Genomic DNA, 25087 nt, shown 5'->3' on the forward strand with positions numbered 1-25087 from the left:
TTTACAGTAAAGAGCTCTTTACAGGAACGAATCGCTGCAAGGGGAAACCGATTTGCTCAACCGCTTGAAGGAATATCGCGAGGCGCACGGCTGGAGCCAAGGCGAATTGGCCCGGCGGCTGGGTGTGTCGCGGCAGACCATCAACGCGGTCGAAACCGACAAATACGACCCCTCGCTGCCGCTGGCGCTGCGTATGGCAAAGCTGTTCGCGGTGAGCGTGCCCGAGCTGTTTATTGATGATTGGGAGCCCGAACAATGACGACGGATGGCAATGTACAAGCGGGCGGAAAATGGCGACCCAAGGGCCTTAAGGGTACGGTGATTCTGAGCATTTTCGGCGGTTTGGTCGGCTATCTTGTCGGTAAACTTGTCGCCAGGACTGGATTGGATATCGACACCTCCATGCTGGACGCACTCGGCCTGTCGGGCATCGTAGCGCTCAGCATCGGGGGCTTATACCTGATTGTTGGACTGATCCTGCTGGCAGTGCTTGCCGCGCCCAAGGTCGGGCAGAATTTCCTGACGGGTCCGAATGCGCAGGACCTTGAGGATTCCCGTTCGCTCTATCTCTTGCAGACTGCGGCAGTCGTATTTCTGGGGCTGGCTCTGATTGTCCTGACGTTATCAGGACCCAGCATTTGGCTGAATCCGATGGCCGGCGGGGTAATTTTCTTCGTGTTGATGATCGTAGGTTTGGCGTTCTGGATGAAGAGCCTGCCCCTTATGGACGAGCTGGTGCGCGCGGCGACCCTCGAATCGGCTGTCTGGACTTATGGCTTCATGCTGGCAATCGGGGGCAGCTGGGCAGCAGTGGGGTATCTTGGCCTCGTCAGTGCACCGTCTGCGCTGGATTGGCTCAGCCTTTTTTGGGGGTTCTCGCTTGTGGGATCGTTCATCGCGGCAACCAAGCGGGGCATGCGGGAGTGTCATTAATTTCGTGTTTGGGCGGGCGGTTTAACATTACGCCGCCATGGCTTTGGTAAAGCGCTCACCGAACATGACGGCGAACTGGGCCTTTGCCATGGTCCATTCACGAGGCGGCATCTTCCACTCTTTTTCCGATCTGTTCAAGATCAGATAGAGCAGTTTCATTGCGGCGTCGTCACTCGGGAAGTGCCCTCTGGCCCGGACCGCCCGGCGCAGCTTGGAGTTCAGCGCCTCGATCGCGTTGGTCGTATAGATAATCCGGCGCACTTCGGCCGGGAACGCGAAGAACGGGACGACCTCGGCCCAGGCGCGCCGCCAGCTCTGGGCGATAGCGCCATAACTCTGGCCCCATTCGCTGGCCTCAAAGGCGACGAGGGCCTCTTCTGCGGCTTTGGCATCGGCGGCACGGTAAATGGCCTTCAGCGCCTTTGCCAGGGGCTTCCTGTCTTTCCAGGACACAAAGCTCATCGAGTTGCGCAGCAGATGGACGATGCATGTCTGAACGACAGCATCAGGGAACACTGCCGTGATCGCATCGGGGAAGCCCTTGAGGCCGTCGACCACTGCCAGCATGATGTCGTCGACGCCGCGGTTCTTGAGCTCGTTCATGACGCGCAGCCAGAACTTGGCGCCTTCATTCTCCTCGATCCATAACCCCAGGACTTCCTTGCGGCCATCGGCGCGGACACCCAGGGCAATGTGGATGGCTTTGTTACGCACCAGGCCTTCGTCGCGGATCTTGACCCGGATCGCGTCAAAGAACACCAGCGGATAGGCCGGATCAAGCGGACGCGCCTGCCAGGCCGCAACCTCTTCGAGCACCGCATCAGTCACCGTCGATATCAGGTCGGGCGATACGTCGAGACCGTACAACTCACGCAGACAGCTGGTGATCTCACGCGTGCTCATACCACGTGCATACATCGCGACGATCTTGTCATCGAAACCGGGAAAGCGGCGCTGGTATTTGCCGATCAGTTGCGGATCGAAGCTGCCGGATCGGTCGCGCGGAATCTCGATGTCGATCTTGCCGTTGTCGGTAAACACAGACTTCTGGCCATAGCCGTTGCGGATATTGCCTGCCTGCTCATCAGTGGCCAGATGATGGTCCATCTCGGCATTGAGCGCCCGTTCGGACAGCGCCTTCTTCAACGCATCGAACAGACCTCCCTGGTCAAATGCCGCACTGACATCGCTGCCAGCAAGCAACTGGTCGAGAAGTTCATTCGGAATACTGGGTGCTTTGCGTCGTGACATAGTGGGTCTCCTTTTGATCCATTATGCCCGCCCAAACACGAAATTAATGACACTCCCGGGCATGCTCGACGAATGAGCCGTCCCGCCAACCACCTCACCGCATCAGCAGGAACACCGTGTAACCCGCGAACAGGCTGACCAGCAACGCACCTTCAACCCGCGACAGCCGCCAGCCGCTGCGCAGTTGCACGATCAGCAGCGCGGTCACGCCAAGCATCACCCAGACATCGATCCTGGCAATTTCGGCAGGCACCTCAATCGGATGGATCATCGCGGTAAGGCCCAGAATACCGCACAGGTTGTAGATGTTCGACCCCACGACATTGCCCAGAGCGACATCGCCGTGCTTACGGATCACCGCGATCACGCAAGCGATCAGTTCGGGCAGGCTGGTGCCGATTGCGACCACGGTGAGGCCGATCACGCTTTGCGAAACCCCAGCCGCGCTCGCCAGCACGACTGCGCCGTCAACCAGCAGTCCTGCACCGAAAATCGCGGCGGCAAGACCGGCGATAATCAGTCCGCCCAACACCACCGGGCCCGTATCGGGCGGCACGGTGTGTTCTTCAGCTTCGGCTTCGTGGCGGTGCGCTTCATCGTCATCCGACGCGCTTTCGGACTTGTACGCCCACCAGATATAGCCCGCGAGCGCGCAAAACAGGATGGCGCCCGGCACCATCCCGATCACGCCGAGCATCACTGCCCCTGTCGCCAGCAGAGCGGCCCCGCCCATGGCGATCGAATCGCGCTTGAATGATGCCGGGTTGACCGCGATCGGCAGGATCAGCGCCGACACCCCAAGCACAAGCAGACTGTTGGCGACATTCGACCCGATCACATTCCCAAGCGCAATCCCCGGTGAGCCGCCCATCGCGGCCTGCACACTGGTGGCCAGTTCGGGCATCGAGGTGCCAAAGCCAACGATGGTAAGCCCGGCGAGCAAGGGCGATATGCCCAGCCGTGCCGCCATCCCCACCGCGCCACGCACCAGCAATTCGCCGCCCAGTGCCAGCAGCACCAGCCCCCCGGCCACCAGCAGGATTGAATTGGTCATGATTGTTCCTGATGTTGTGACACGCACGCGGCCATAGCCTTGCGCGAAGGGCAGAGAAAGGGGTGACATTTGAGAAAAAGGGCCGCCCGGATCACCGGACGGCCCATTGCATTTTACCAGACTGCCTCTGCCCGTGGCGGGTTGAGAGGCGCAAAATCACATCGAATAATACATGTCATATTCGACCGGGCACGGGGTGGTTTCGGTGCGCATCACCTCTTCCCACTTCAGTTCAGCATAGGCATCGATCTGATCTTTGGTGAACACGTCGCCCTTGAGCAGGAATTCGTAATCGGCCGCCAGCGAATCGAGTGCTTCACGCAAGGAACCGCACACCGTCGGCACCTCGGCGAGTTCGGCCGGGGGCAGATCATATAGGTTCTTGTCCATCGCCTCGCCCGGGTGGATCTTGTTCTCGATCCCGTCGAGCCCCGCCATCAGCAGCGCCGCATAGCACAGGTAGGGGTTCGCCATCGCGTCGGGGAAACGGAATTCCACGCGCTTGGCTTTGTCGCCCGATCCGTACGGAATGCGGCAAGACGCCGAACGGTTGCGCGCCGAATAGGCCAGCAGCACCGGCGCTTCGAAGCCCGGAACCAGCCGTTTATAGCTGTTTGTGGTCGGGTTGGTGAAGGCATTCAGCGCCTTGGCATGCTTGATCACGCCGCCGATGAAAAACAGGCACATTTCCGACAGGCCAGCATATTCATTGCCGGCAAACATCGGCTTGCCTTCTTTCCAGATCGAGATGTGGGTGTGCATCCCCGACCCGTTATCGTCCTTGATCGGCTTGGGCATGAAGGTTGCGGTCTTGCCATAGGCGTGGGCAACCTGATGCACGACATATTTGTAGATCTGCATCCGGTCGGCGGTCTGCACCAGCGTGCCGAAGGTCAGGCCCAATTCGTGCTGCGCCGCGGCGACTTCGTGGTGGTGTTTGTCACACGGAAGGCCCATTTCGAGCATCGTGGTGACCATTTCGCCGCGGATATCCACGGCACTGTCGACCGGCGCGACCGGGAAGTAACCGCCCTTGGCGCGCGGGCGGTGGCCCATGTTGCCGCCGTCATATTCCTTCGAAGTGTTGCCCGGCAATTCGATATCGTCGATCGCAAAGCCTGAACCGGCATAGCCATCTTCAAACCGCACATCGTCGAACATGAAGAATTCAGCCTCGGGGCCGACATAGACGGTATCACCGATCCCGGTTGATTTCAGGTAGACTTCGGCGCGCTTGGCCGTGGTGCGCGGATCGCGCGCGTACCAATCGCCGGTTGATGGCTCAACAATGTCGCAGTTGATGATCAGCATCGGCGAAGCGCTGAATGGGTCGATCCAGGTTTCGGTCAGATCGGGCTTCAGGATCATGTCGGATTCGTTGATCACCTTCCAGCCTGCGATTGACGAACCATCGAACATCAACCCGTCTTCCAGCTCGTCTTCGCCCATGACGCCGGCGACCATGGTCAGGTGCTGCCACTTGCCCTTGGGGTCGGTGAAGCGCAGATCGATCCACTCGATTTCTTCGTCCTTGATCAGTTTCAGGACGTCTTTTGCTTTTGACATTTGTTTGGTGACTCCGGGTTATTCTGGCGTGTTAGGCAAAGCCGGCCTGCCATTGCGGCAGGCAGGAGAGGGTGGAAAATCAGATCGCATCGTCGTTGGTTTCGCCGGTGCGGATGCGCAGCGCGCTTTCGATCGCGGTGACGAAAATCTTGCCGTCGCCGATGCGGCCGGTCTGCGCGGCGGCGGCGATGGCTTCGACCACACGTTCGGCCTGATCATCGGACACCACCACCTCAAGTTTTACCTTGGGCAGGAAATCGACGACATATTCAGCGCCGCGATAGAGTTCGGTATGGCCTTTCTGGCGGCCAAAACCCTTGGCTTCGATGACGGTGATGCCGGACACGCCGATTTCGTGCAGCGCCTCCTTCACTTCGTCGAGCTTGAAGGGTTTGATGATCGCTTCGATCTTTTTCACGTTTTCCCCATCCGCGCCTGGCTGATTGCTGACCAATTCTTAACAAGAATCGTGCCAAGCATCATGGTGCTCGCATTGAACGATCCTTGCCGCCTGAAGACTCAGGACGAAGGATGTCTTTCGTCGAAGGCCAGCGGTTAGCAAGATTATGGTGCACTGCGCAATGGTGCACAGCATCTGATCGGGGCTTGCCTAAATTTTAAGCAGGCCCGAGGCGCAAGCCGGTGGTTTCGGGCAGGCTGCACATCAGGTTGAGGTTCTGGATCGCCGCGCCCGATGCGCCTTTGCCGAGGTTGTCGAGCACGGCGACAAGGCGGGCGTGCCAGCCCCCGTCGTTGCCAAAGACGTGCAGCGTCATCGAATCGGACGGCGCGGCCGCGCGTTCCAGTAGAATCTCGCCCGCGTCACAATTTTTACTAACCGAAATCACTTCTGATCCGGCGTAGAACTGGCCGAGCGCATCGCGCAATTGGTCGGCGGTCGGCTCACCGCGCATCGCGCCAAGATGCAGTGGCACTTCGACCACCATCCCGCGATAGGCCGGGACGACTGCGGGGGCGAAAATCACGCCATGTTCCAGGCCCGCGTGCAGCTGCATTTCCGGGCGATGTTTGTGCGCCATGTCATACCCATAGGAGCGGAACGCGGGCGCGCCTTCGGCTTCGAACCGGGCAATCAAGGCATTGCCGCCGCCCGAATATCCGCTCACCGCGTTGACGGTATAGGGCCAGTCGACGGGCAACAAACCCGCGCGCACCAGCGGCGCGATTAGCGCGAGGAAGCCGGTGGGATAACAGCCGGGATTGCTCACCAACCGCGCGTTGGCGATGGCAGAGCGCCCGATGATTTCGGGGAAACCGTAAGTCCACCCCTCGGCCACGCGGTGCGCCGATGAGGCGTCGATGATGCGGGTGCCAGACCCTTCAGCCAGCTTCACCGCCTCTTTCGCGGCCTCATCCGGCAGGCACAGAATCGCAATATCGGCGGCGTGGAGCGCATCGCGGCGCGCGGCTTCGTCCTTGCGCTGGGCATCGTTGAGCACGATCAGATCGAACTCATCGCGCCCCTGCAACCGCTCGCGAATCTCAAGGCCGGTGGTGCCTGCCGCACCGTCGATGAACAGGCGGATCGCCATGGCCTACGCGCCTTCCGGGGCGAGTTCGCCCGTCCGGCACCAGCCTGCGGGGCCGTGCGGGCCGGGGCAGCCCCATACCCATCCGCCAGCGACATCGAGCAATTCGAACCTTGTGCCGGGGGCAAGCTGCGCAAACACCTCGCTATCATCGCGCGGGGCGATCCGCAGGCCTGCGCCAGCTTCGCCCACCACGCGCACCTGCGGGATCACGTAATGCGCGGCGAGATGCGTTCCGGCGAGCGCGATATGCGCCAGATCCCCGCGCAGCGGCAGCGCGCCGGGCGCAGGCTTTTCGACCGGGCCTTTCAGACCCAGCACGCCCGCAGGCACAGCGTATTCCGTTTCCTCGCGCGTCGCGCCGCTCATTTGCGTTCCGTCAGCTAAAGTCGGTGTGGCCGCGCTTTCCCCGGCGGCGGCGTGGGAGGCCCGTTAGCGACAAGTCGCGATCAGAGCAAGCGGGCGGCCATCACCGTCACCCGTCATAACGCGCCTTAATCGCGTGCCAGGCAGCGCGCAGCCCCAAACCGCGCCCGCCGCGCGCGCGTCCGGGCTTGGGCGCGGGGTTCCACGCGAAGGTATCGAAATGCACCCAGTCCAGCCCTTCTGTCACGAACCGGTCGAGGAACAATCCAGCGACGCTCGCCCCGGCAAAGGGATTGGCCGAGGCGTTGGTCATATCGGCGACGTCCGATGATAGGTATTCGCGGTAAGCCTCGGGCAGGGGCAGGCGCCAGGGCGGATCATCATTGGCTGTGCCCGCCGCCAGAAACGCCTCCGCCGTTGCGTCACTGCGCGCCATCATCGCCGGATAATCGGGGCCAAGCGCCACCCGCGCCGCGCCGGTCAGCGTGGCAAAATCGACGATCAGATCGGGGTTCTCCTCGCTCGCGCGGGTCAGCGCATCGCCGAGGATCAGCCGCCCTTCGGCATCGGTATTGTGGATCTCAACCGTCAGGCCCTGACGGCTCTTGAGCACATCGCCGGGGCGGAAGGACGAACCCGAAATCGCGTTTTCCACCGCCGGGATCAGCAGATGCAGCCGCACCTTCAGCCCCGCGCCCATGATCAGATCGGCCAGCGCCAGCGCGTGGGCCGCGCCGCCCATGTCCTTCTTCATCAGCCGCATTCCTGACGACGGCTTGATATCCAGCCCGCCAGTATCGAAACTCACCCCCTTGCCCACGATGGCGAGCACCGGGTCGCTGTCCTTGCCCCACACAAGGTGCATCAGCCGCGGCGCATGGTGGCGCGTGGCGGCGCGCCCGACCGCATGAACCATCGGATAGCCTTGTTCCAAAGCATCGCCGCGCACGACGGTGAGCTGCGCCTTGTGCGCCTTGGCAAGCCGCTCGCACTCGGCCTCCAGCGCGGCTGGCCCCATGTCTTCGGGCGGGGTGTTGACCAGATCGCGCACCAGACATTCGGCCTCGGCCTCGGCTGTGACAGCGCCGATTTGCCCGACCTGCGTGGTCAGTAGCACCCGCGCGCCTACCGGCTTGTCATCGCTGCGATAGCGGGCAAAGCGATATTGCCCGGTGATCCAGCCGAACATCGCCGGGCCGGGGCCAGAACCTTCAGCGCCATTCGCCACACGATAGGTTCCCTCGGGCAGGTCTTCCGCCAGCTTGGCAAGGCACCAGCTCGACAGGCTTTCGGGGTCGGCAACCCCGCCCACCGCGAACCAGCTATCGCCATCGGGGACGATCCCGACCTGATAGCCGCCGCCTTCAAACTTCTGGCCCGCAAGGCTTGCCCGCTGGCCAGCCGACAGGGTCTTGGTGAAGGCGGCAAAGCCATCCTTGTTCACCAGATGGATGGCAATCGCGTCGGCTCCGCGATCGGGCTGGATCAGTGCTTTGGGTTTGCTCATGCCTGTTTCATAATCGCGGCTGGCGGCTTGTCACCCATAGATTGAGATTGCCCGGCAGCGCGATGGCGGCAAGCCGAATGTTTCACGTGAAACATTGACCAAGGCGGGCCTAGAAGGGGTCTAGCCGGGGTCTGGGCGGAAGTTTGGGCGCAGATGACGTGGCCGCTGGCCCATGCGCGTGAAATGTAGCTTTTCGCCGCGCGCGGCGCTATATGGCCGCTATGCACCAATACCAACTCGTTGACAGCGATCAGACCGTTTACCGCGACGGCACCATCAAACTGCATGGGCCAGAAGGCTTTGACGCGATGCGCAAGGCGGGGCGGCTGGCCGCCGAAATCCTTGATGCCTGCGTTGATCTGGTCAGGCCCGGCGTTACTACCGGCAGCATCGACGATGCGATCCGGGGTATGATGCTGGATGCAGGCGCGGTGCCCGCGACGCTCGGCTATCGCGGCTATGCGCATTCGTCGTGCATTTCGATCAACCACGTGATCTGCCACGGCATTCCGGGTGACAAGGTGTTGAAGGATGGTGACATTCTCAACATTGACGTGACCCCGCTGGTCGATGGCTGGCACGGCGACACATCGCGGATGTTCTACGCGGGTGAGCCGTCGTTGAAGGCGAAGAAGCTGGTCGAAGTCACCTATGAATGCCTGATGCTGGGCATCGCGGCAGCACAACCCGGCGCGCGGCTGGGCGATATCGGCGCGGCGATTGAAGCCCACGCCAACCAATTCCGTTACGGCGTGGTGCGCGAATTTTGCGGCCACGGCGTCGGCCGCCTGTTCCACGACGCGCCCGAAGTGGTCCACGCGGCCAAGGCCGGGACGGGGCCGGAATTGAAGCCGGGGATGTTCTTCACCATCGAACCGATGATCAACCTCGGCAAGCCTTGGGCCAAGGTGCTGGGCGATGGCTGGACCGCGGTGACGCGCGACAAGTCGCTGAGCGCGCAGTTCGAACATTCGATTGCGATCACCGACACGGGCAACGAGATTTTCACGAAAAGCCCGACGGGTCGGGATTGCCCGCCTTACGTTTAGGTTTTTCGCACGCCCCTCCGGGCGCGCGATCCTCGCTAGACGGGCAGCAAAGCTGCCCCCGCTGCGGGCGGGCGCCCCATCTCTTTGGCGCCCTTGCGGCCCTGAGGGCCGAGACAACACTGCGTCATCCCGGACTTGATCCGGGATCCCGCTTCCTTTTGATCTCCGGGCAGCGACAATGCGCGATCTGATCGAGAATGCGAGCCGCCAATTGTTCCCGCGTTGAATAAGCTGGACCCCGGATCAAGTCCGGGGTGACGATGGTAGTCAGTTCTCCCGCGCCGCGCGGATTGCGGCTCCGGCGGCAAATGGGGCGATGGCCACCAGCGCTAGGCTGATTGCGGCGACGAAGCCGAGGCTGACCTGATCCTGACGCGCCAGCGCGCCCGCGCCGAAAATCAGGATCGGCAGCGCAAGCGGGATCAGCAGCAGGCCGGACAGTGCCGCGCCTGCGCGCAAGGAGGCGGTGAGCGCGGCGATCATCAACCCGATTGCCGCCAGCCCCGGTGTCCCGACCAGCAGGCCTACAGCCAAAATCTGCAAGGTCTCGCCCTCGATCTTCAGCAGCGCCGCCGCGGGGAAGGTCGCCAGTACCAGCGGCGGGCCAAAGCTGAGCCAGTGGGCGATCAGCCGCACTGCCATCATCGCTTCTTCCGCCATGCCACGCAGTTTCAACTGGTCGAAGAAACCGAGTTCAATATCGCGCGCCACCAGCTTTTCCAGCGGCAGGATCGCCGCCAGCAGCGCCGCGATCCACACCACCCCGCCGCCCGTCCGCGCCAGCAGATTGGCATCCGGCCCAACCGCGAAGGGGAACAGCATCGCCACCGCGACGAAGAACACCACCGGCAGGGCTGCACCACTTCCCGTGAAGGGGAAGAGTTGCGCCAGATCGCGTTTGAGAAGCGCGGCGATCATGCGCCGTGCTCCTGAGGCGCGAAGTCCTCGATGGCGAAACTCGTCATCCTCGGCACATCGAGCATCTGGTGCGATGCGATCAGCGCGATCCCGCCGCCATCGCGGTGTTCGCGCACCAACGCGCTGACGAGCGTCTGCGAGGCGGCGTCGAGGCCCGACAACGGCTCATCCAGCAGCCAGATTTGCGCCTGCTGGCCGACCAGGCGGGCGAGCGCGGCGCGCTTCTTCTGCCCGGTCGAAAGAAACCGCACCGGCACTTCGAGCAGGCCGCCCAGACCGAGCCGATCACAGCAGCTTTCCAGCGCGAGGAACCCGGCCCGGTCGATCTGCGCCCAGAACGCCAGCGCGCGGCCCAATGGCAGATCGGGATCAAGCCCGCTGGCTTCATCGAGCAACCCCAGCGCGCCCTCGCGCCGAACCTCACCCGCATAGGGCGTCATCAGCCCCGCCAGCGCGCGGATCAGCGTGGTCTTGCCCGTGCCATTCGCGCCCGTCACATGGCACGCCGCGCCAGCTTCCAAGGCGAAGGACAGCCGCCGGAACAGCAACCGCTCACCCCGCCGACAGGCGAGGTCATGCACAGACAGGGCGGGCGAGGGTGCTTGCATTGGCTTGCCGCGTTAGGGAAAAGAGCGCCTGCAAACAAGCGACACCCAACAAGGAACCTGCGCCATGGCCGTCCCCGAACTCGACCCCAGCGAAATCGAACAACTCCTCGCCGATCATCCTGCATGGAGCCTGACGCGCGATGGCAAGGCGATCACCCGCACGTTCCAGTTCAATGATTTCTCTGAGGCCTGGGGCTTCATGAGCCGCGTCGCCCTGCTGGCCGAGGCGCAGGATCACCACCCCGAATGGTTCAACGTCTATGCCAAGGTCGAAGTGACCCTGACCACGCATGATGCCGGGCCAAGCGGCGGCTTGTCCCACCGCGACGTGCGGCTGGCGCACGCGATTGATGCGCTTTTGTGATTTCGCACGCCGTCCGGCGTGCGGTATCCTCGCTCATGCGACCTGAAGGTCGCATCGCTGCGGGCGGCCAGTCGGCCTTGCGGTCGCTGGCGCGACCGTTTCAGCACTACCCGGTTGCATCCGTCGCTTAACTTACTTCCCCAGCAACCCCTGCCGCCCGGCGGCGCGTTGCTGTTTGCGCACCTTGCCGGGCATCCAGCGCTTGGCAAAGGCCAGCTGGCGCGCGGTCTTGCCGACCAGATAGTGCAGATCATCACCGTGGACCGCGTTCCACACCGCCTCGGCGACCTGCTCTACCGGAGTGATTTCCAGCCCTGCGGCTTTGACCCGCGTGCGGATATCCTCGTTGGCGTTGCGATTGCCGGTGCCATCCAGCAGCGGGGTATCGATGAAGCTGGGGCAGATCGAGGAGACTTTGATCCCGTCCGGCGCCCATTCGGCATCAAGGCTTTCGGCAATCCCGCGCACCCCGAACTTTGTCGCGCTGTAAACGCTCATCCCGCTGCCGCCGTTAAGCCCCGCCGCGCTGGCGATGTTGACCAGCGCCGATCCGGGCGCGCTTGCCTTGAGATAGGGGTAGGCCGCCTGCGCGCCATACAGCACCCCGCGCAGATTGATGTCGAGGCAGGAGTCGATCTCGTCCTTGCTCAATTCGGCCAAAGCGCCGCCGGTGCCGATCCCGGCATTGTTGATCATCGCGTCAATCCGCCCGCCTGCCGCGGCGGCAAAGGCCGCCAGCACATCGTCCCAAGCCGCGCGGTCACGCACATCAAGCCGGTGCGCGAATTTTGCATCGCCATCGATCAGGGATAGCGTTTCAGCCATCCCGGCTTCGTTGACATCGGCAATCCCGACAAACCACCCGTGCGCGCCGAAATGTAGCGCGACGGCGCGGCCAATGCCCGATGCCCCGCCGGTGATGAAGATGCTGCGCTGCTGTGCCATATGATCCCTCTCGATTGCGTTTTGCAACCTGTGTAGAGCGGTCTGCGGCGCTTGTCAGCAGTGCGAATGCAGCGTCCCCGGGGCTATCCCCCGCGCGTTGCCTCAAGGCCCTGCACGTGCTGTGCGCCTTCGACGATCTGCGCGCTTGACGGCACCAGCGCATCGCCCAGCGGTTCAGCCCGCCCGCCAAGACATTCGGCGAGGAAATTTTCAGCGATGGCGTAGAAGGCAATGCTGTTTTCGGGGCGGGCAAAGCCGTGGCCTTCATCCGGATACAGCACATAGGTCACTGGTATCCCGGCGGATGTCATGGCGCTGACGATCTGATCGCTTTCCGCCTGTTTGACGCGCGGATCATTCGCGCCTTGCGCGATCAGCAACGGCTTGATGATCTGGTCAGCCTTGTAAAGCGGGCTGGCGGCGCGCAGCAAGGCGCGGCCTTCTTCGGTATTGGGGTCGCCCATGCGTTCGTGGAAGGTCTTGACCACCGGTGCCCAATAGGGCGGGATGGTTTCCAGCAGGGTTTGAAGGTTCGACGGGCCAACAATGTCGACCCCGCAGGCAAAGGTTTCGGGCGTGAACGCCAGCCCCGCCAGCGTGGCATAACCACCATAGGAACCGCCCATGATCGCCACCTTGTCGGCCTGCGCAATGCTCTTGCCGATCGCCCATTGGGTCGCGTCGATCAGGTCATCGTGCATCTTCAGGCCCCACTGCTTGTTGCCTGCATTGATGAAGTCCTTGCCGAACCCCGTCGAGCCACGGAAATTGACGCTGAGTACCGCGTAACCGCGATTGGCGAGCATTTGGTGGGTAGAATTGAAGCCATAGGTATCGCGCCCCCACGGCCCGCCATGCACCAGCAACACCATCGGCACCGGGCTGTCCGGGCGGCCATCGCCATCGGCATCGCTGCCCGGCGGCAAGGTGAGGTAGGATGGCAGGGTAAGCCCATCGCGGCTGGGGATTTCCAATCCGTGCATCACTTGCAACGGCATCCCGGCCAGCGCGGGCCGCGACGTGTAAAACGGGGTCAGCGTTTTGGCGGTGCGATCATAGATGTAGGTCGATACCGGCTGGGTCAGCGGATCATTCCAGACGATCCATGTCTGGTCATCATCGGTGCGGCTGGAGACGCCGAAATCGCCGTCCAGTCGTTCGCCCAGCCATGCCAGCGCAGCGCCGATATCAGGATCGATCGCAGTCCATTCGGTCTTGAGGTAATCGACCGCATAGGCCTGCACCTCGCCTGTCAGCGGATCGCGCATGGTGCTGACGATATCGGCCTTGGCATCTTCGGCAATCACCCGCTTTGCGCCGGTCGATGTGTCTTGCGCAAACACGGCGGCGGTGTTGCGCCCGCGGCTGTCGATCCAATACAGCGTGGCACCATCAGTGGTGTATCCGGCGGGCATGGTGGTGAGCGCATCCTCCATCGCCGTGGTCTCGAACGGCTCAGCCGCGACAACATCATTTTCAACGCTGAAATAATCAGTTCCCCCCGCCGCGTTCTGGCGCATCGCCATGCGCAAGGTCAGGCTGTCATCGGCCATGAACCGGGCGTAGGAATTATTCTGCAGCACCAACGAAAGCGCGCCAGTCGTCAGATCAAGCAGGTGGACATCGTGCCAGCGCGGATCGCGGTTGTTGATGCCGATCAGCAGCTTGTCCTTGTGGGTGGTCGACCCGCCGACGATCTGAACCCGCGTGTTTTCAAATGGGGTCAGCGTGGTTTCTGCGCCACTGGCGATATCGATGCGGTAAAGCAGGAAATTTTCGTCCCCGCCCTTGTCTTGGATATACAATACGCCGCGCGAATCCGGCGACCAGAAATGCTGGCGGATCGGACGGTCAGTCGCGCTGGTGATCGCGCGCGCAGCGGCCGGATCATCGGCCGGAGCGACCCAGATATTGAGTACCCCGTCCTTCGGCGCGAGCCAGCTGAGCCATTGGCCATCCGGGCTGATCTGCCCTGCCGCACGGGTCGGGTTGCCGAACAGGGCACTGCGCGCGATCAGCGGGGCGGTTTGCGTTTGGGCGGTCATTGCGGTTCCATCAGTGGCGGTGTGATTATTGGCAAGAACAGCAGCAGGCAGCGCCACAATGCTCGCCGCTACGGTGGTCAGGAAACGGGCCCGCGTGCGTGTGAATGGCGACATGACTGCTTTCTCCCGATCAGAGCCGGACAGGCTAAGTGTGTTGCATACGTAATACACAAAGACAGTAAGCGCAAGCGCTGGGATGTGCCTTACAATGCCGGGTTGGCGTAGAAATGCCACGTAAAGATCGCCATGCTGCCGCGCTGCGGGGCCCAGCGTTCGGCAAGCTGGCGGGTGGCCTTTTCCGCCGGGCGTTCGGGCAGATCGAGCAAGCGTTTCACCCCTTCCTGCACCGCCAGATCGCCCGCAGGCCAGATATCGGCGCGGCCTTCGGCGAACAGCAGGTAGATTTCGGCTGACCAGCGCCCGATGCCCTTGATCCGGGTGAGGTGTGCGATCGCGTCCTCATCGTCGGCAGGCAGTCCGCCCAAATCAAGTTCGCCAGCCTCAACCAATTCGCACAAGGATCGCGCATAGCCCTGTTTCTGATGCGATAGCCCGCAGGCGCGCAGGGTATCGAAATCGCGGGCGAGCAGGCAGGCCGGGGTGAAATCCGCGCCCAGTTCGGCCTCCAGCTTGCGCCACATCGAAGCCGCCGCCGCAACCGAGACTTGCTGGCCGACGATGGTGCGCAGCAGCGTCTTGTACCCGCGTTCCCGCAGGCGCGGTTCGGGATAGCCGATCCGTTCAAGCGCACTCGCCAGCTGCGGCTCGCGCAGCGCCAGCGCGCCCAGATCCGCGCGCAATCGTTCCGCCGTCAGCCCCACTGCCACTTTCCTTAACTTGCCTTGCGCTTCAGACTATCTTAGCAGCCCGCCAAACACCCTCACAGCGCACTCCCTTGCGCGCAATAGCCCAAAAGGAAGTTTGATCCATGCCCAGACTGGTCGTCACCAACCGCGAAGGCGAAACCAGCGAGATTTCCGTCGGCGATGGCCTGACCGTGATGGAAGCGATCCGCGACAATGGTTTTGATGAACTGCTGGCGCTGTGCGGCGGGTGTTGTTCGTGCGCGACGTGTCATGTCCATGTTGATCCGGCCTTCGCCGACAAGTTGCCGAAAATGAGCGAGGACGAGGATGATCTGCTCGAATCCTCCGATCACCGCGCGGCGACCAGCCGGTTGTCGTGCCAGATTGCCCTCACCGCCGATCTTGATGGTCTGCACGTCACGATTGCACCGGAAGATTGATCGCGGGGCGTTGGGAGCAGGCCGGTGGACGATGATCTGGCCCGTTTCCTGCGCGAAGAACTGGGCCATGCGCCCACCGGCTCTGCGGGGCCGTGGCGGGTGTGCGGGACGGTGTGGCTGTGGCAGGGCAGCGCTGGCGCTGCAACCAAAGGCAGCTGGTTTTTCCTGACCATCGACGGCGAGACGGCGGCCGCGATCCGCGCCCACGCTGTCAATGCCGCGGCCTGGGGATCGGTGTATGTCGTGGCGACGATTGGCGCGACGACATGGCGAACGTCGCTGTTCCCTTCCAAAGCGGCCGGTGGCTGGTTGCTGCCGCTAAAGGCCGCAGTGCGCAAGGCAGAGGGGATAGACGAAGGCCTTGCGGTCGAGGCCATGCTCGCGCTGGCATCCTGATCGCTGGACGCGCGCCTTGACCGTTGCGGCGAGCGGCGCGAGCGACTAATCCCTGACGCATGAACATTACCCGCCCCTTTGGCGATACGCTCGCCCTGATCGGTAACACCCCGATGGTAAGGCTTGCCGGCCCCAGCGCGGTGGCGGGCTGCGACATCTGGGGCAAGTGCGAATTCGCCAACCCCGGATCGTCGGTCAAAGACCGCGCGGCCTTGTGGATCATCCGCGATGCCGAGGCGCGCGGCGAATTACTGCCCGGCGGCACTGTGGTTGAAGGCACGGCGGGGAACACCGGGATCGGCATCGCGCTGGTCGCCAATGCGCGCGGTTACAAGACGATTATCGTCATGCCCGACAACCAGTCGCAGGAGAAGATGGACACGCTGCGGGCGCTGGGTGCGCAGCTGGTGCTGGTGCCGCCGACCAAATTCGCCAATCCCGGCCATTTCGTCCACACCTCGCGCCGCTTGGCCGAAGAAACGCCCGGTGCGGTGTGGGCCAACCAGTTCGACAATATCGCCAACCGCCGCGCCCATATCGAAGGCACCGCGCCCGAAATCTGGAAGCAGCTGGGCGGGCGCATCGATGGCTTCACCTGCGCGGCGGGCACCGGCGGAACGATTGCGGGTGTGGGCCTTGGCCTGAAAGCGCAGGACGAAAATATCCGCATCGCGTTGACCGACCCGCACGGCGCGGCACTGTATAATTACTACGCTCACGGCGAATTGCAGGCAGAAGGCTCCTCGGTTGCCGAAGGGATCGGGCAGGGGCGCATCACCGCCAATCTCGAAGGTGCAGTGATCGACACGCAATACCGCATCAGCGACGAAGAAGGCCTGATGTGGGTCGCGCGGTTGTTGAAGGATGAAGGCCTGTGCCTTGGCCTGTCATCGGGGATCAATGTGGCCGGTGCGGTAATGCTGGGCAAGGAGTTGGTAGCCGAAGGGCGCGCCAATCCGCAGGTGGCGACGATCCTTTGCGATACGGGCTTTCGTTATCTTTCAACGCTCTATAATCCAGAATGGCTGGCGGCCAAGGGCCTGCCGGTGTTCGATTGGCTGGTAAGCGCGCAGGAGAGCGGCGCATGACCGGGCCTTCGCTGCTTGATCGGTTGCGGGGCATGAACCAGCGCAGCCTGTTCGGGCCGGGAAGCGGTCGTCGCGGCCTGTTTTCCGATGAGCCGGGCGAGGGCGAAGGCCCCGCACCCGCGAGCCAAACGCGCGCCGAGGCGATCCAGCGGCTGCAGGTCGGGCTGTTCGGGATTGGCGCGATGGTGCTGCTTGTCGGGTTGGCGAGCATCATCGGCAGCCAGGCCGATCTGGCCGATGAAGCCGCCGTGCCTGATGCTGCACCGACTACCGAGCCAAGCCCCGCGCCATCGCAGGCCAATCCGCTCGCCGATGCCGGGGTGGTGCCCGATATTACGCTTGAGCCAAGCCCCACGCCATCACCCACCCCGCTCGACCTGCCGCCGCCACCGCGCCCATCCGGTTCGGGCAATGCCGCGCCGTCGCAGTAATCGCGGCCATGTGCTGGCGGCGATGCTGCTGGCGATGGCCGGATGCAACCCTGCGCCGACCGACGAGACGGGTGCAGCGCAATCGCCGCAGCAGACGATCGGATTGATGACCAGCCTGCCGCTATATTGGCCTGAGGGGGCGCAGCTGCACGAACTGGCCGCCGGAAACACCGCGCCGCCATGGCAGCGCCAAGCGATTGAGGCACGCTATCGGATTGCCCCGCTCGACACGCTCTCCCCCATTCCTGCGCTCCCCCCGGATGCGGCCGAGGTTGATCCGCTGGCCGGACTTGCACGGCTGGCAGTGATCCAGCCGCGCGGATTGTCGCCTGCGGATAATGTCGCGCTGGATGCATGGGTGCGGCGCGGGGGGCGGTTATTGCTGGTGCTCGATCCGGCGCTGACGGGGGATTACGATGCGCCGCTGGGCGATCCGCGCCGTCCGGTGGATGGCGCGCTGATCCCGCCCGTGGTGGCACGCTGGGGGCTGGCGATCAGCTTTGACGAAGGCCAGGAACTGGCAGTCACCACCACGACGCTGGCAGGCGGGCAATTGCCGCTGGCGCTGGCGGGGCGCATTGCCATCACCGATCCCGGCGTGGCTGATTGCACGCGGCTGGCCGCAGGTGCAGCGGCAAGCTGCCGGGTGGGCAAGGGCCGGGTGATGGTGATCGCCGATGCGGCGCTGTTCGAGCATCCGGAACTGGCGGGCGAAGGCGGGGAGCGGCTGCACGAAGTGCTGGCCGCCGCGCTGGATTAACCACCCTTGGGGAAATCGCGGGAGCAGTCAGACTCGGAGTCGCGACGCCCGGCAAAACCACCACAAATCGGCTGATTCGCGTGCGTGTCACGGGGAGATATCGCGTCAATCACCTGCCGAGTGAGCGCCCTGATATTGGCATTAATCAATTAAAAACAATATTATAGCAAGTTATCCCGCATTTTCCCGTAAAAATCCCTTCCATCTCCGTGTCTTCCCCGATATTACCGGGGGGTATCAGACATGCTTGCTCGCACCGCGCCCGGCTGATGGGCGTCGGCGCACCGCTCGCGCTTGCGCGGGCGGCGGGGAAGAAGGCGTGTTGCACAGGGCGAGAGGGGATCAGGGAGGGTGTCTGCGTTTGGAGGATATAGCGGCCAAGCCTACTCGCCTTCGGGCGATAAGGGCCGCTTTGTCCTGCCGCCCGCCTTCCGCAAGGCTGTAAAGGAAAGTTCAGGCGGCAACCGCATCCTGTGCCTTGCCGCGCATGACCGGTTCGATTGCCTGATCGGGTTCGGCCTGTCGCGCACTGACAAACTCAACCAGCAACTCGAACGCGAAGAAGAACGCGCGATCCGGTTGGGCGATGCCGATTTCGACCGCGATGTCCGCGCCCAGCAGCTCTTCGGCTTTGAACAGCTCCCCTTCGACGACAGCGGGCGCTTCATCATGCCCGAACATCTGCGCGATCTCGGCAAGGTTGGCGATGGGCTTTATTTTCAGGGCGCGGGCGATTTCTTCTTCGTCTGGAACCCGGCCGAACTCGCGCGGATGGACCCCGCGTGGAAGGGCGCGCAGGCCGCTTGCGCCAAGCTGATCGCCGCCGCAAACAAGGGGGCGGCGTGATGGTCGACGCTCCGCACATCCCCGTGCTGCTCGGCGAAGTGATCGCGGCGATCAAGCCTGCCCCCGGCATGACCATCATCGATGCGACCTTCGGCGCGGGCGGCTATACGCAGGCGCTGCTCGATGCGGGTGCGCAGGTGCACGCGTTTGATCGTGATCCCGATGCCATTGCTGCCGGGCAGGTGATGGTGGCGCAATATCAAGGCCGCCTCGCGCTTCACCCGGCGCGCTTTTCCGCGATGCGCGAAGAATTGGCGCGGCTCGGCATTGCGCAGGTCGATGCGGTGGTGATGGATATCGGCGTGTCCTCGATGCAGCTTGATCAAGGCGACCGGGGCTTTGCCTTCATGCACGATGGCCCGCTCGATATGCGGATGAGCCGGGATGGCGAAAGCGCGGCCGATTTCCTCAACACAGCCGATGAAGAAGCAATTGCGAACGTGCTCTATCGTTACGGCGAAGAACGCCAGTCGCGCCGCGTCGCCCGCGCGATTGTCGCTGCGCGCCCGCTGGCGACCACCGGCGAACTCGCCCGCGTGGTGCGCCGCGCGCTGGGCCACAAGCCGCACGACAAGAAAGACCCCGCCACCCGCACGTTTCAGGCGGTGCGTATCCATGTGAACGATGAATTGGGCGAGCTCGAAGCTGGCCTTGCCGCGGCCGAGGCGCTGCTGGGCGAAGGCGGGGTGTTGGCGGTGGTCAGTTTTCACAGCCTTGAAGACCGCATCGTCAAACACTTCCTGCGTGAACGCAGCGGCGCGGGGCGTTCCGTATCGCGCCACCTGCCCGGCGAAATCCCCGGCCCGCCGCCGACCTTCGCCAACCTGTCAAAGGGCATCCGTCCGACCGAAGCGGAACTTGCCCGCAACCCGCGTGCCCGTTCATCCACCTTGCGCCATGCAATCCGCACCGGCGCGCCAGCCAGGAGCATTGCAGCATGATCAGCAGCACTCAGGCAAGGTCGCTGGGATGGATGGCGGTGCTGGCGGTTTGTTTTGCGCTGGTCGTCATCCTCAGCTTCAAGGTTCATGCGGTCAAAAGCCAAGTGCTGCTGGCCGAACGCCAGGTGATCGCGCTGCAACGCGAGACGCTGCTGCTGGAAACCGAATTCCAGACCCGCGCCAGCCAGCGCCAGCTTGCCATGTGGAACACTGTCGAATTCGGTTACGCCGCCCCGCGTGCCGGGCAATTTCTTGATGGCGAACGTCAGCTTGCCAGCCTTGGCCAGCGGCCCGGCCCGAATGCGCCCGCACCGATCCGCCTTGCGCGGGCGGACATCCCCGATGGGAGCCTTGCCGCCGAAGCCCCGATGCGTTCACCAGTGTCGGGCGCGACCGTCACGCTCGCCTCGGCCGTCGGCGAAAGGGGCGCGGGCGAAGTGTTCAGCGATGCCTTTGGCGATTTCCTGATCGAAGCCTCCCCGATCCGCGCCGCGCAGGCCCAAACCATCTCCGCCAAGGGTGTTGGCGAATGAACACCATGACTGCCACCACGGCAGTCCCTTCAATTCCGGCTGGCCGCTTGCAGAGTGTCAATCTGCGGGCGCAATTATTGTGGACGGCCCGGTTCCGGGTGCTGTGGATCTTTGCCGCATTTGCCCTGATTACGCTGATCGCGCTGTTGCGGATCGCTTCTTTGGGGCTGGCCGGGCAAACCCCGCAGCGCACCAGCCTGCAGGACGCCTTGCTGCCTTCGCGCGGTGAGATTACCGATCGCAATGGTGCCCCGCTGGCACGCGCATTTCCGGCCTATGCCTTGTGGTTCGATCCCAAGGCAATGGGCGATGTTGGCGCGCCGCTGGTGCGCAGCCCGCAGGACGTGGCGCGCGAATTGAAGGCGATTTTCCCCGATATCGACGAAGCCCGCATGGCCAGCCGCCTGGCATCGGGCCGGGCGGGCTATCTGCGCCGCCGCCTGCTGCCCGAAGAGGCCAACAAGGTGTTTGCGCTGGGCGAAATCGCGCTGGAAATCCCGCGTGAGACTGATCGTTACTATCCCCAAGGCACGCTGGCAGCCCATGTGCTGGGCTATGTCGTCGAAGGCAAGGGCGGTCAGACCGGGATGGAGCAGGTGCTCGATGCGCGGCTCAGCAATCCCGATACGCGCGCAGAGCCGGTGGCGCTGTCGATCGATGTGCGGGTGCAGGGCGCGCTTGAAGATGAATTGCGGCGCGGGATGCTGGCAACCAACGCGATTGGCGCAGCGGGGATCGTGCTGGATGTCGATACCGGCGAGGTGATGGCGATGGCCTCCTTGCCCGAATTCGATCCCAATACCGCGGGCGCAGCCGGGGCCGAAAACGGGTTCAACCGTGTCACCAACGGGGTTTATGAACTGGGTTCGACCTTCAAACCGCTGAGCATTGCCGCCGCGATTGATGCAGGCGTGGTGCGCGATTTGGGCAAACCATGGAATGCCGCCCCGATTTCAGTTGGCCGCAGCACGATAAGGGATCTCAGGCCCAAGGGCGAAACGCTCAATGTCCCGCAGGCGCTGGTTTATTCCTCCAACACCGTGACCGCGCGGGTGGCGGATGAACTCGGCGCCGAACGCCTGCGCCGCACCATGATCGATCTGGGCATGGACAGCCGCCCGTTTATCGACCTGCCCGCGCGCGGGTTTCCGTTGTGGCCCAAGGGCAAGTGGACCCGCATCACCAACATGACCGTCAGCTATGGTCACGGCCTCGCCGTCACGCCGCTGCATCTGGCAAGCGCCTATGCCGCGATGGTCAATGGCGGGATCTGGCGTCCGTCGACGCTGATGAAGCTTGATCCGGCCGATGTGCCGCGTGGGCGGCGGGTGTTCAAGGAATCGACCTCGTCGCGGATGCGGCAGATGCTGCGGATGATCTCGCTTTATGGCACTGGCAGGAACGCCGATGCGCCGGGATACCGGGTCGGAGGCAAGACTGGCTCGGCCGAGAAAGCTTCGGGCGGGGGGTATAACAAAACCTCGCTGGTATCATCCTTCGCTGCTGCGTTTCCCATGGATGCGCCGCGATATGTGGTGGTGATCGTGATCGATGAGCCCAAAGGCACAGTGGCATCATCATTCCAGCGCACCGCCGCGTTCAACGCCGCGCCGGTGGTGGGCCGGCTGGTGCCGCGCATCGGCCCGATGCTGGGGGTGCAGCCCGATGAGCGGCGCGATGTCGATATTTCCGATCTGCAATATCTGGTGGACAAGCACTGATGCGGCTGGCCGACCTGATGCAGCGCGCGGGGATTGCGCCGGGCGGGGCGGGCGATGTCAGCGTCACCGGCTTTGCGATCGATCACCGCAAGGTTGCCCCCGGCACGGTGTTCGGCGCGTTTCAGGGCGCGGCGGTCAATGGTGAGGATTTCATCGCCGCCGCGATTGAGGCGGGCGCGGTCGCCATCGTCGCCCGGCCCGAAGCGCGGGTTGCAGGCGCGCTCCACATTGCCGATGCGCAGCCGCGCCGCGCCTTTGCGCAGCTGGCGGCGGGGTTCTTTGCCCCGGTGCCGCACACCATCGTGGCGGTAACGGGCACCAACGGCAAAACCTCGTGCGTGGAAATGACGCGGCAAATCTGGCGCATGGCGGGCGAACGCGCGGCGAGCATCGGGACGCTGGGGGTGACCACCCCCGATGGCTCGGTTTCGACCGGGCTGACCACCCCCGACATCGTCACCTTCCTCAGCAATATGAGCGGGCTGGCGCGTGAAGGCGTGACCCATGTGGCGTTTGAGGCATCAAGCCACGGCCTGTCCCAATACCGCAACGAAGGGCTGTGTGTGGCAGCCACCGCCTTCACCAATTTCAGCCGCGATCACCTCGATTACCATGGCACGATGAAGGGCTATTTCGCGGCCAAGATGCGGCTGTTTACCGAAGTCGCCGCACCCGGAACCCCGGCGGTGATCCATGATGCGGGCGATGGTTCGAAATGGACAGCACAGGCGATCGCCACCGCCTCAGCGCGCGGCTTGGATGTGTGCACCGTGGGTGAGGGCGGCAGTTTTTTGCGGCTCGTCAACCGGGAACCCGGCCATCTTGGCCAGACGCTGGTGATTGCGCATGGCGATGAGACGCGCTCGGTCAATCTCCCGCTGATCGGTGCCTATCAGGCTGCCAATGCGCTGGTTTCCGCCGGACTGGCGCTGGCGACGGGGATCGCGCCTGCTTCGGTGTTCGATGCACTCACCCGCCTGCAACCGGTGCGCGGGCGGCTGGAACGCGCCGCGCTCAACCCTGCCGGTGCGCCTGCCTATGTCGATTATGCCCACACCCCCGATGCGCTGGAGGCCGCGATTGCCGCGCTCCGCCCCCACGTGGCAAGCGGCGGCCGGTTGATCGTGGTGTTCGGCGCGGGCGGTGATCGTGACACCGGCAAACGCGCGTTGATGGGCGAAGTCGCCGCGCGCATGGCTGATCTTGCCATCATCACCGATGATAACCCCCGCAGCGAAGACCCCGCCGCAATCCGCGCCGCCATCATGGCCGGAGCAGGCGGATCAGCGCGCGAAATCGGTGATCGCCGCGCCGCCATCGCCGCCGCAGTTGGGGAAGCCGGGCCACGCGACATTGTGCTGATCGCTGGCAAAGGGCACGAGCAGGGACAAATATTCGGGTCTGGAGAAACTATGCGGATCGAAGCCTTCGATGATGTCGAGGTCGCGCGCCAATGCGCCGCGTTTGGTGGGAGCGCGCCGCGATGAATGCGCTGCACCCGATGCTGCGCCAATGGCCCGTTGCCGCGCGCGATGCCCTGCAACACGCATTGTGGAGCGCTGCTGAAATCGAAGCGGCGACGGGCGGGATTGCCAGCCACGATTTTCAGGCCGCGGGCGTCGAAATGGATTCGCGCGATGTCAAACCGGGCGATGTGTTCGTGGCGCTGCGCGGCGAAGCGATGGACGGTCACAAGTTCATCACTCAGGCCTTTGAAAAGGGCGCGGTTGCCGCGATTGTCGATCGTCCGGTCGATTTTCCCCACGTGCTGGTCGCAGATACAACCGCCGCGCTCCACGCGCTCGCCCACGCCGCGCGGGATCGGGCTGCGACGGTGCGGATTGCGATCACTGGATCGGTCGGCAAGACCGGGGTGAAGGAAGCGATTTTCGCCTGTCTTGACCGCGCCAGCCGCGGCGCAGCGCATCGCTCTGTGCGTAGCTACAACAACCATGTCGGTGTACCGCTCAGTCTTGCGCGGATGCCTGCGCGGGCCAAGTTCGGCGTGTTCGAAATGGGGATGAACCACGCGGGCGAAATCGCGCCGCTGGCCGATCATGTGCGCCCGCATATCGCGTTGATCACCACCATCGCGCCCGCGCATATCGAAAACCTTGGCAGCCTCGAAGCGATTGCCGACGAAAAAGCGCAGATATTTACCGGGCTGGTTCCCGGCGGCACGGCGATTATTCCCGCTGATGCCGAACACGCCGACCGGCTGATCGCCCATGCAAAGGCGTTCGGGGCGAGGGTCATCACGTTCGGGCGCGCAGATGGTGCGGACGTGCGCCTGCTCGATGCGATCCCGGCAGCCAGTGGCGGGGCGCTGGTCACGGCGGATATGGGCGATATCCGGCTGTGCTACACGATTGCCGAACCGGGCGAGCACTGGGTGCTCAATTCGCTTGGCGTGATGGCTGCGGTGCGCGCGGCGGGCGGCGATCTGGCGAGCGCCGGGCTGGCGCTGGCCGAAATGGGCGGGCTGAAGGGGCGCGGTGCGCGCCATACCTTAAATGTGCCCGGCGGCAGCGCGTTGCTGATCGATGAAAGCTACAACGCCAACCCCGCATCAATGCGCGCGACGCTCAAAACACTCGCCGCCACCAACGCCGTCCGCCGCATCGCGGTGCTGGGTAGCATGAAGGAACTGGGCGATTTTGCCCCCGCCTTTCACCGCCAACTGGCCGAGCCCTTGGCCGAAGCCGGGGTGAGCCACGCAATTCTGGTGGGTGACGAGATGCGCGCGCTGGCGGAGGAACTGGGGAAACTGCCCGCCGCCGCGCTTGGCAAGCCCATCACCTTCGCGCATTGCGGAACACCTGCCGAAGCCATCGCGGCGCTCGGGCAATATGGTCTTGCTCCGGGGGACGCGGTGCTGGTCAAGGGTTCCAATTCGGTCGGGTTGGGCCGGCTGGTGACACATTTTACCGATAACGCCCCTGCCGGAACCGCAGCGGGAGGCTGAGGCC

The 25087-nt window shown here is 63.6% G+C and carries 27 protein-coding genes; 15 read left to right on the plus strand and 12 right to left on the minus strand.

The annotated features are described in order from the left end of the window. The first annotated feature begins 52 nt into the window (after positions 1–52). Together ABIE62_RS00735 and ABIE62_RS00740 are read left to right on the plus strand one after the other, a co-directional pair. Positions 53–259 carry a helix-turn-helix transcriptional regulator gene (locus ABIE62_RS00735; protein ID WP_354322706.1) on the plus strand — a complete coding sequence of 69 codons (207 nt, stop codon included), beginning with the start codon at positions 53–55 and terminating at the stop codon, positions 257–259. Next, positions 256–933 (plus strand): hypothetical protein, encoded by a 678-nt coding sequence (locus tag ABIE62_RS00740; protein ID WP_354322708.1) that lies wholly within the window; start codon positions 256–258, stop codon positions 931–933. Before ABIE62_RS00735 ends, ABIE62_RS00740 begins: the two co-directional genes overlap by 4 nt. Before the next feature lie 27 nt (positions 934–960). On the opposite strand, the gene ABIE62_RS00745 is transcribed toward ABIE62_RS00740, so the two are convergent. The 7 genes from ABIE62_RS00745 to ABIE62_RS00775 all read right to left on the minus strand — a co-directional run bounded on the left by ABIE62_RS00745 (position 961) and on the right by ABIE62_RS00775 (position 8227). Further along, a complete protein-coding gene (locus ABIE62_RS00745) occupies positions 961–2184 on the minus strand; it encodes an IS256 family transposase (protein ID WP_354322710.1) in 1224 nt (407 codons plus the stop codon). Between the two features lie 94 nt (positions 2185–2278). Further along, positions 2279–3238, minus strand: a complete 960-nt coding sequence (locus tag ABIE62_RS00750) for a calcium/sodium antiporter (protein WP_354322711.1) — start codon at positions 3236–3238, stop codon at positions 2279–2281. Between the two features lie 156 nt (positions 3239–3394). Next, on the minus strand, positions 3395–4804 hold the full coding sequence (gene glnA, locus ABIE62_RS00755; protein ID WP_354322713.1) for a type I glutamate--ammonia ligase: 1410 nt from the start codon (positions 4802–4804) through the stop codon (positions 3395–3397). A 79-nt stretch (positions 4805–4883) separates the two neighbouring features. Beyond that, on the minus strand, positions 4884–5222 hold the full coding sequence (locus tag ABIE62_RS00760) for a P-II family nitrogen regulator (protein ID WP_354322715.1): 339 nt from the start codon (positions 5220–5222) through the stop codon (positions 4884–4886). 199 nt (positions 5223–5421) lie between these two features. Further along, positions 5422–6357: an N-acetyl-gamma-glutamyl-phosphate reductase gene (argC, locus tag ABIE62_RS00765; RefSeq protein ID WP_354322717.1), complete on the minus strand. Its 936-nt coding sequence runs from the start codon at positions 6355–6357 to the stop codon at positions 5422–5424. Between the two features lie 3 nt (positions 6358–6360). Further along, positions 6361–6723, minus strand: a complete 363-nt coding sequence (locus tag ABIE62_RS00770) for a hypothetical protein (RefSeq protein WP_354322719.1) — start codon at positions 6721–6723, stop codon at positions 6361–6363. A gap of 106 nt (positions 6724–6829) precedes the next feature. Then, entirely contained in the window at positions 6830–8227 is a 1398-nt protein-coding gene (locus ABIE62_RS00775; RefSeq protein ID WP_354322721.1) for a leucyl aminopeptidase family protein, read from the minus strand. 221 nt (positions 8228–8448) lie between these two features. Between ABIE62_RS00775 and map the strand changes: the two genes are divergently transcribed. Continuing rightward, positions 8449–9276: a type I methionyl aminopeptidase gene (gene map / locus ABIE62_RS00780; RefSeq protein ID WP_354322723.1), complete on the plus strand. Its 828-nt coding sequence runs from the start codon at positions 8449–8451 to the stop codon at positions 9274–9276. 267 nt (positions 9277–9543) lie between these two features. Here map and ABIE62_RS00785 read toward each other — a convergent pair whose 3' ends face one another. Both ABIE62_RS00785 and ccmA read right to left on the minus strand, forming a co-directional pair. After that, on the minus strand, positions 9544–10194 hold the full coding sequence (locus tag ABIE62_RS00785; protein WP_354322725.1) for a heme exporter protein CcmB: 651 nt from the start codon (positions 10192–10194) through the stop codon (positions 9544–9546). Next, positions 10191–10802, minus strand: a complete 612-nt coding sequence (ccmA, locus tag ABIE62_RS00790) for a heme ABC exporter ATP-binding protein CcmA (RefSeq protein ID WP_354322726.1) — start codon at positions 10800–10802, stop codon at positions 10191–10193. The genes ABIE62_RS00785 and ccmA overlap by 4 nt, the downstream gene beginning before the upstream one ends. Positions 10803–10866: 64 nt before the next feature. On the opposite strand from ccmA, the gene ABIE62_RS00795 reads away from it, so the two are divergent. Next, positions 10867–11166, plus strand: coding sequence for a 4a-hydroxytetrahydrobiopterin dehydratase (locus ABIE62_RS00795; RefSeq protein WP_354322728.1), 300 nt, complete (start codon positions 10867–10869; stop codon positions 11164–11166). Positions 11167–11298: 132 nt separating this feature from the next. Here the strand turns inward: ABIE62_RS00795 and ABIE62_RS00800 are convergent, their stop codons facing one another. The 3 genes from ABIE62_RS00800 to ABIE62_RS00810 all read right to left on the minus strand — a co-directional run bounded on the left by ABIE62_RS00800 (position 11299) and on the right by ABIE62_RS00810 (position 14977). Further along, positions 11299–12111, minus strand: coding sequence for an SDR family oxidoreductase (locus ABIE62_RS00800; protein WP_354322730.1), 813 nt, complete (start codon positions 12109–12111; stop codon positions 11299–11301). Positions 12112–12194: 83 nt separating this feature from the next. Next, entirely contained in the window at positions 12195–14270 is a 2076-nt protein-coding gene (locus ABIE62_RS00805; protein WP_354322732.1) for a S9 family peptidase, read from the minus strand. 89 nt (positions 14271–14359) lie between these two features. Next, positions 14360–14977 carry a DNA-3-methyladenine glycosylase family protein gene (locus ABIE62_RS00810; RefSeq protein ID WP_354322734.1) on the minus strand — a complete coding sequence of 206 codons (618 nt, stop codon included), beginning with the start codon at positions 14975–14977 and terminating at the stop codon, positions 14360–14362. Between the two features lie 107 nt (positions 14978–15084). On the opposite strand from ABIE62_RS00810, the gene ABIE62_RS00815 reads away from it, so the two are divergent. The 11 genes from ABIE62_RS00815 (at position 15085) to ABIE62_RS00865 (ending at position 25083) form a co-directional block, all read left to right on the plus strand. Next, the gene (locus tag ABIE62_RS00815; RefSeq protein ID WP_354322735.1) at positions 15085–15402 is read left to right on the plus strand and encodes a 2Fe-2S iron-sulfur cluster-binding protein; all 318 of its coding nucleotides are present in this window, start codon (positions 15085–15087) and stop codon (positions 15400–15402) included. A 24-nt stretch (positions 15403–15426) separates the two neighbouring features. Next, a complete protein-coding gene (locus ABIE62_RS00820; RefSeq protein ID WP_354322737.1) occupies positions 15427–15798 on the plus strand; it encodes a DUF1905 domain-containing protein in 372 nt (123 codons plus the stop codon). Positions 15799–15857: 59 nt separating this feature from the next. Further along, entirely contained in the window at positions 15858–16886 is a 1029-nt protein-coding gene (locus tag ABIE62_RS00825) for a cysteine synthase A (RefSeq protein ID WP_354322739.1), read from the plus strand. Next, complete coding sequence (locus ABIE62_RS00830) at positions 16883–17317, plus strand: hypothetical protein (RefSeq protein ID WP_354322741.1); 435 nt, start codon at positions 16883–16885, stop codon at positions 17315–17317. The genes ABIE62_RS00825 and ABIE62_RS00830 overlap by 4 nt, the downstream gene beginning before the upstream one ends. Then, positions 17298–18077, plus strand: a complete 780-nt coding sequence (locus ABIE62_RS00835) for a motility-associated ABC transporter substrate-binding family protein (protein WP_354322743.1) — start codon at positions 17298–17300, stop codon at positions 18075–18077. The genes ABIE62_RS00830 and ABIE62_RS00835 overlap by 20 nt, the downstream gene beginning before the upstream one ends. Positions 18078–18428: 351 nt before the next feature. Beyond that, a complete protein-coding gene (locus ABIE62_RS00840; RefSeq protein ID WP_354322745.1) occupies positions 18429–18923 on the plus strand; it encodes a division/cell wall cluster transcriptional repressor MraZ in 495 nt (164 codons plus the stop codon). Continuing rightward, a complete protein-coding gene (rsmH, locus tag ABIE62_RS00845) occupies positions 18923–19864 on the plus strand; it encodes a 16S rRNA (cytosine(1402)-N(4))-methyltransferase RsmH (RefSeq protein WP_354323023.1) in 942 nt (313 codons plus the stop codon). The genes ABIE62_RS00840 and rsmH overlap by 1 nt, the downstream gene beginning before the upstream one ends. Further along, positions 19861–20397 carry a hypothetical protein gene (locus tag ABIE62_RS00850; RefSeq protein WP_354322747.1) on the plus strand — a complete coding sequence of 179 codons (537 nt, stop codon included), beginning with the start codon at positions 19861–19863 and terminating at the stop codon, positions 20395–20397. The genes rsmH and ABIE62_RS00850 overlap by 4 nt, the downstream gene beginning before the upstream one ends. Before the next feature lie 5 nt (positions 20398–20402). After that, complete coding sequence (locus tag ABIE62_RS00855; protein WP_454184767.1) at positions 20403–22118, plus strand: peptidoglycan D,D-transpeptidase FtsI family protein; 1716 nt, start codon at positions 20403–20405, stop codon at positions 22116–22118. After that, complete coding sequence (locus ABIE62_RS00860; RefSeq protein WP_354322750.1) at positions 22118–23605, plus strand: UDP-N-acetylmuramoyl-L-alanyl-D-glutamate--2,6-diaminopimelate ligase; 1488 nt, start codon at positions 22118–22120, stop codon at positions 23603–23605. Before ABIE62_RS00855 ends, ABIE62_RS00860 begins: the two co-directional genes overlap by 1 nt. Continuing rightward, positions 23572–25083: a UDP-N-acetylmuramoyl-tripeptide--D-alanyl-D-alanine ligase gene (locus ABIE62_RS00865; protein ID WP_454184762.1), complete on the plus strand. Its 1512-nt coding sequence runs from the start codon at positions 23572–23574 to the stop codon at positions 25081–25083. The genes ABIE62_RS00860 and ABIE62_RS00865 overlap by 34 nt, the downstream gene beginning before the upstream one ends. Positions 25084–25087: the final 4 nt, after the last annotated feature.

The sequence above is a fragment of the Porphyrobacter sp. MBR-155 genome (assembly GCF_040547625.1).
Taxonomy (GTDB): Bacteria; Pseudomonadota; Alphaproteobacteria; order Sphingomonadales; family Sphingomonadaceae; genus Erythrobacter.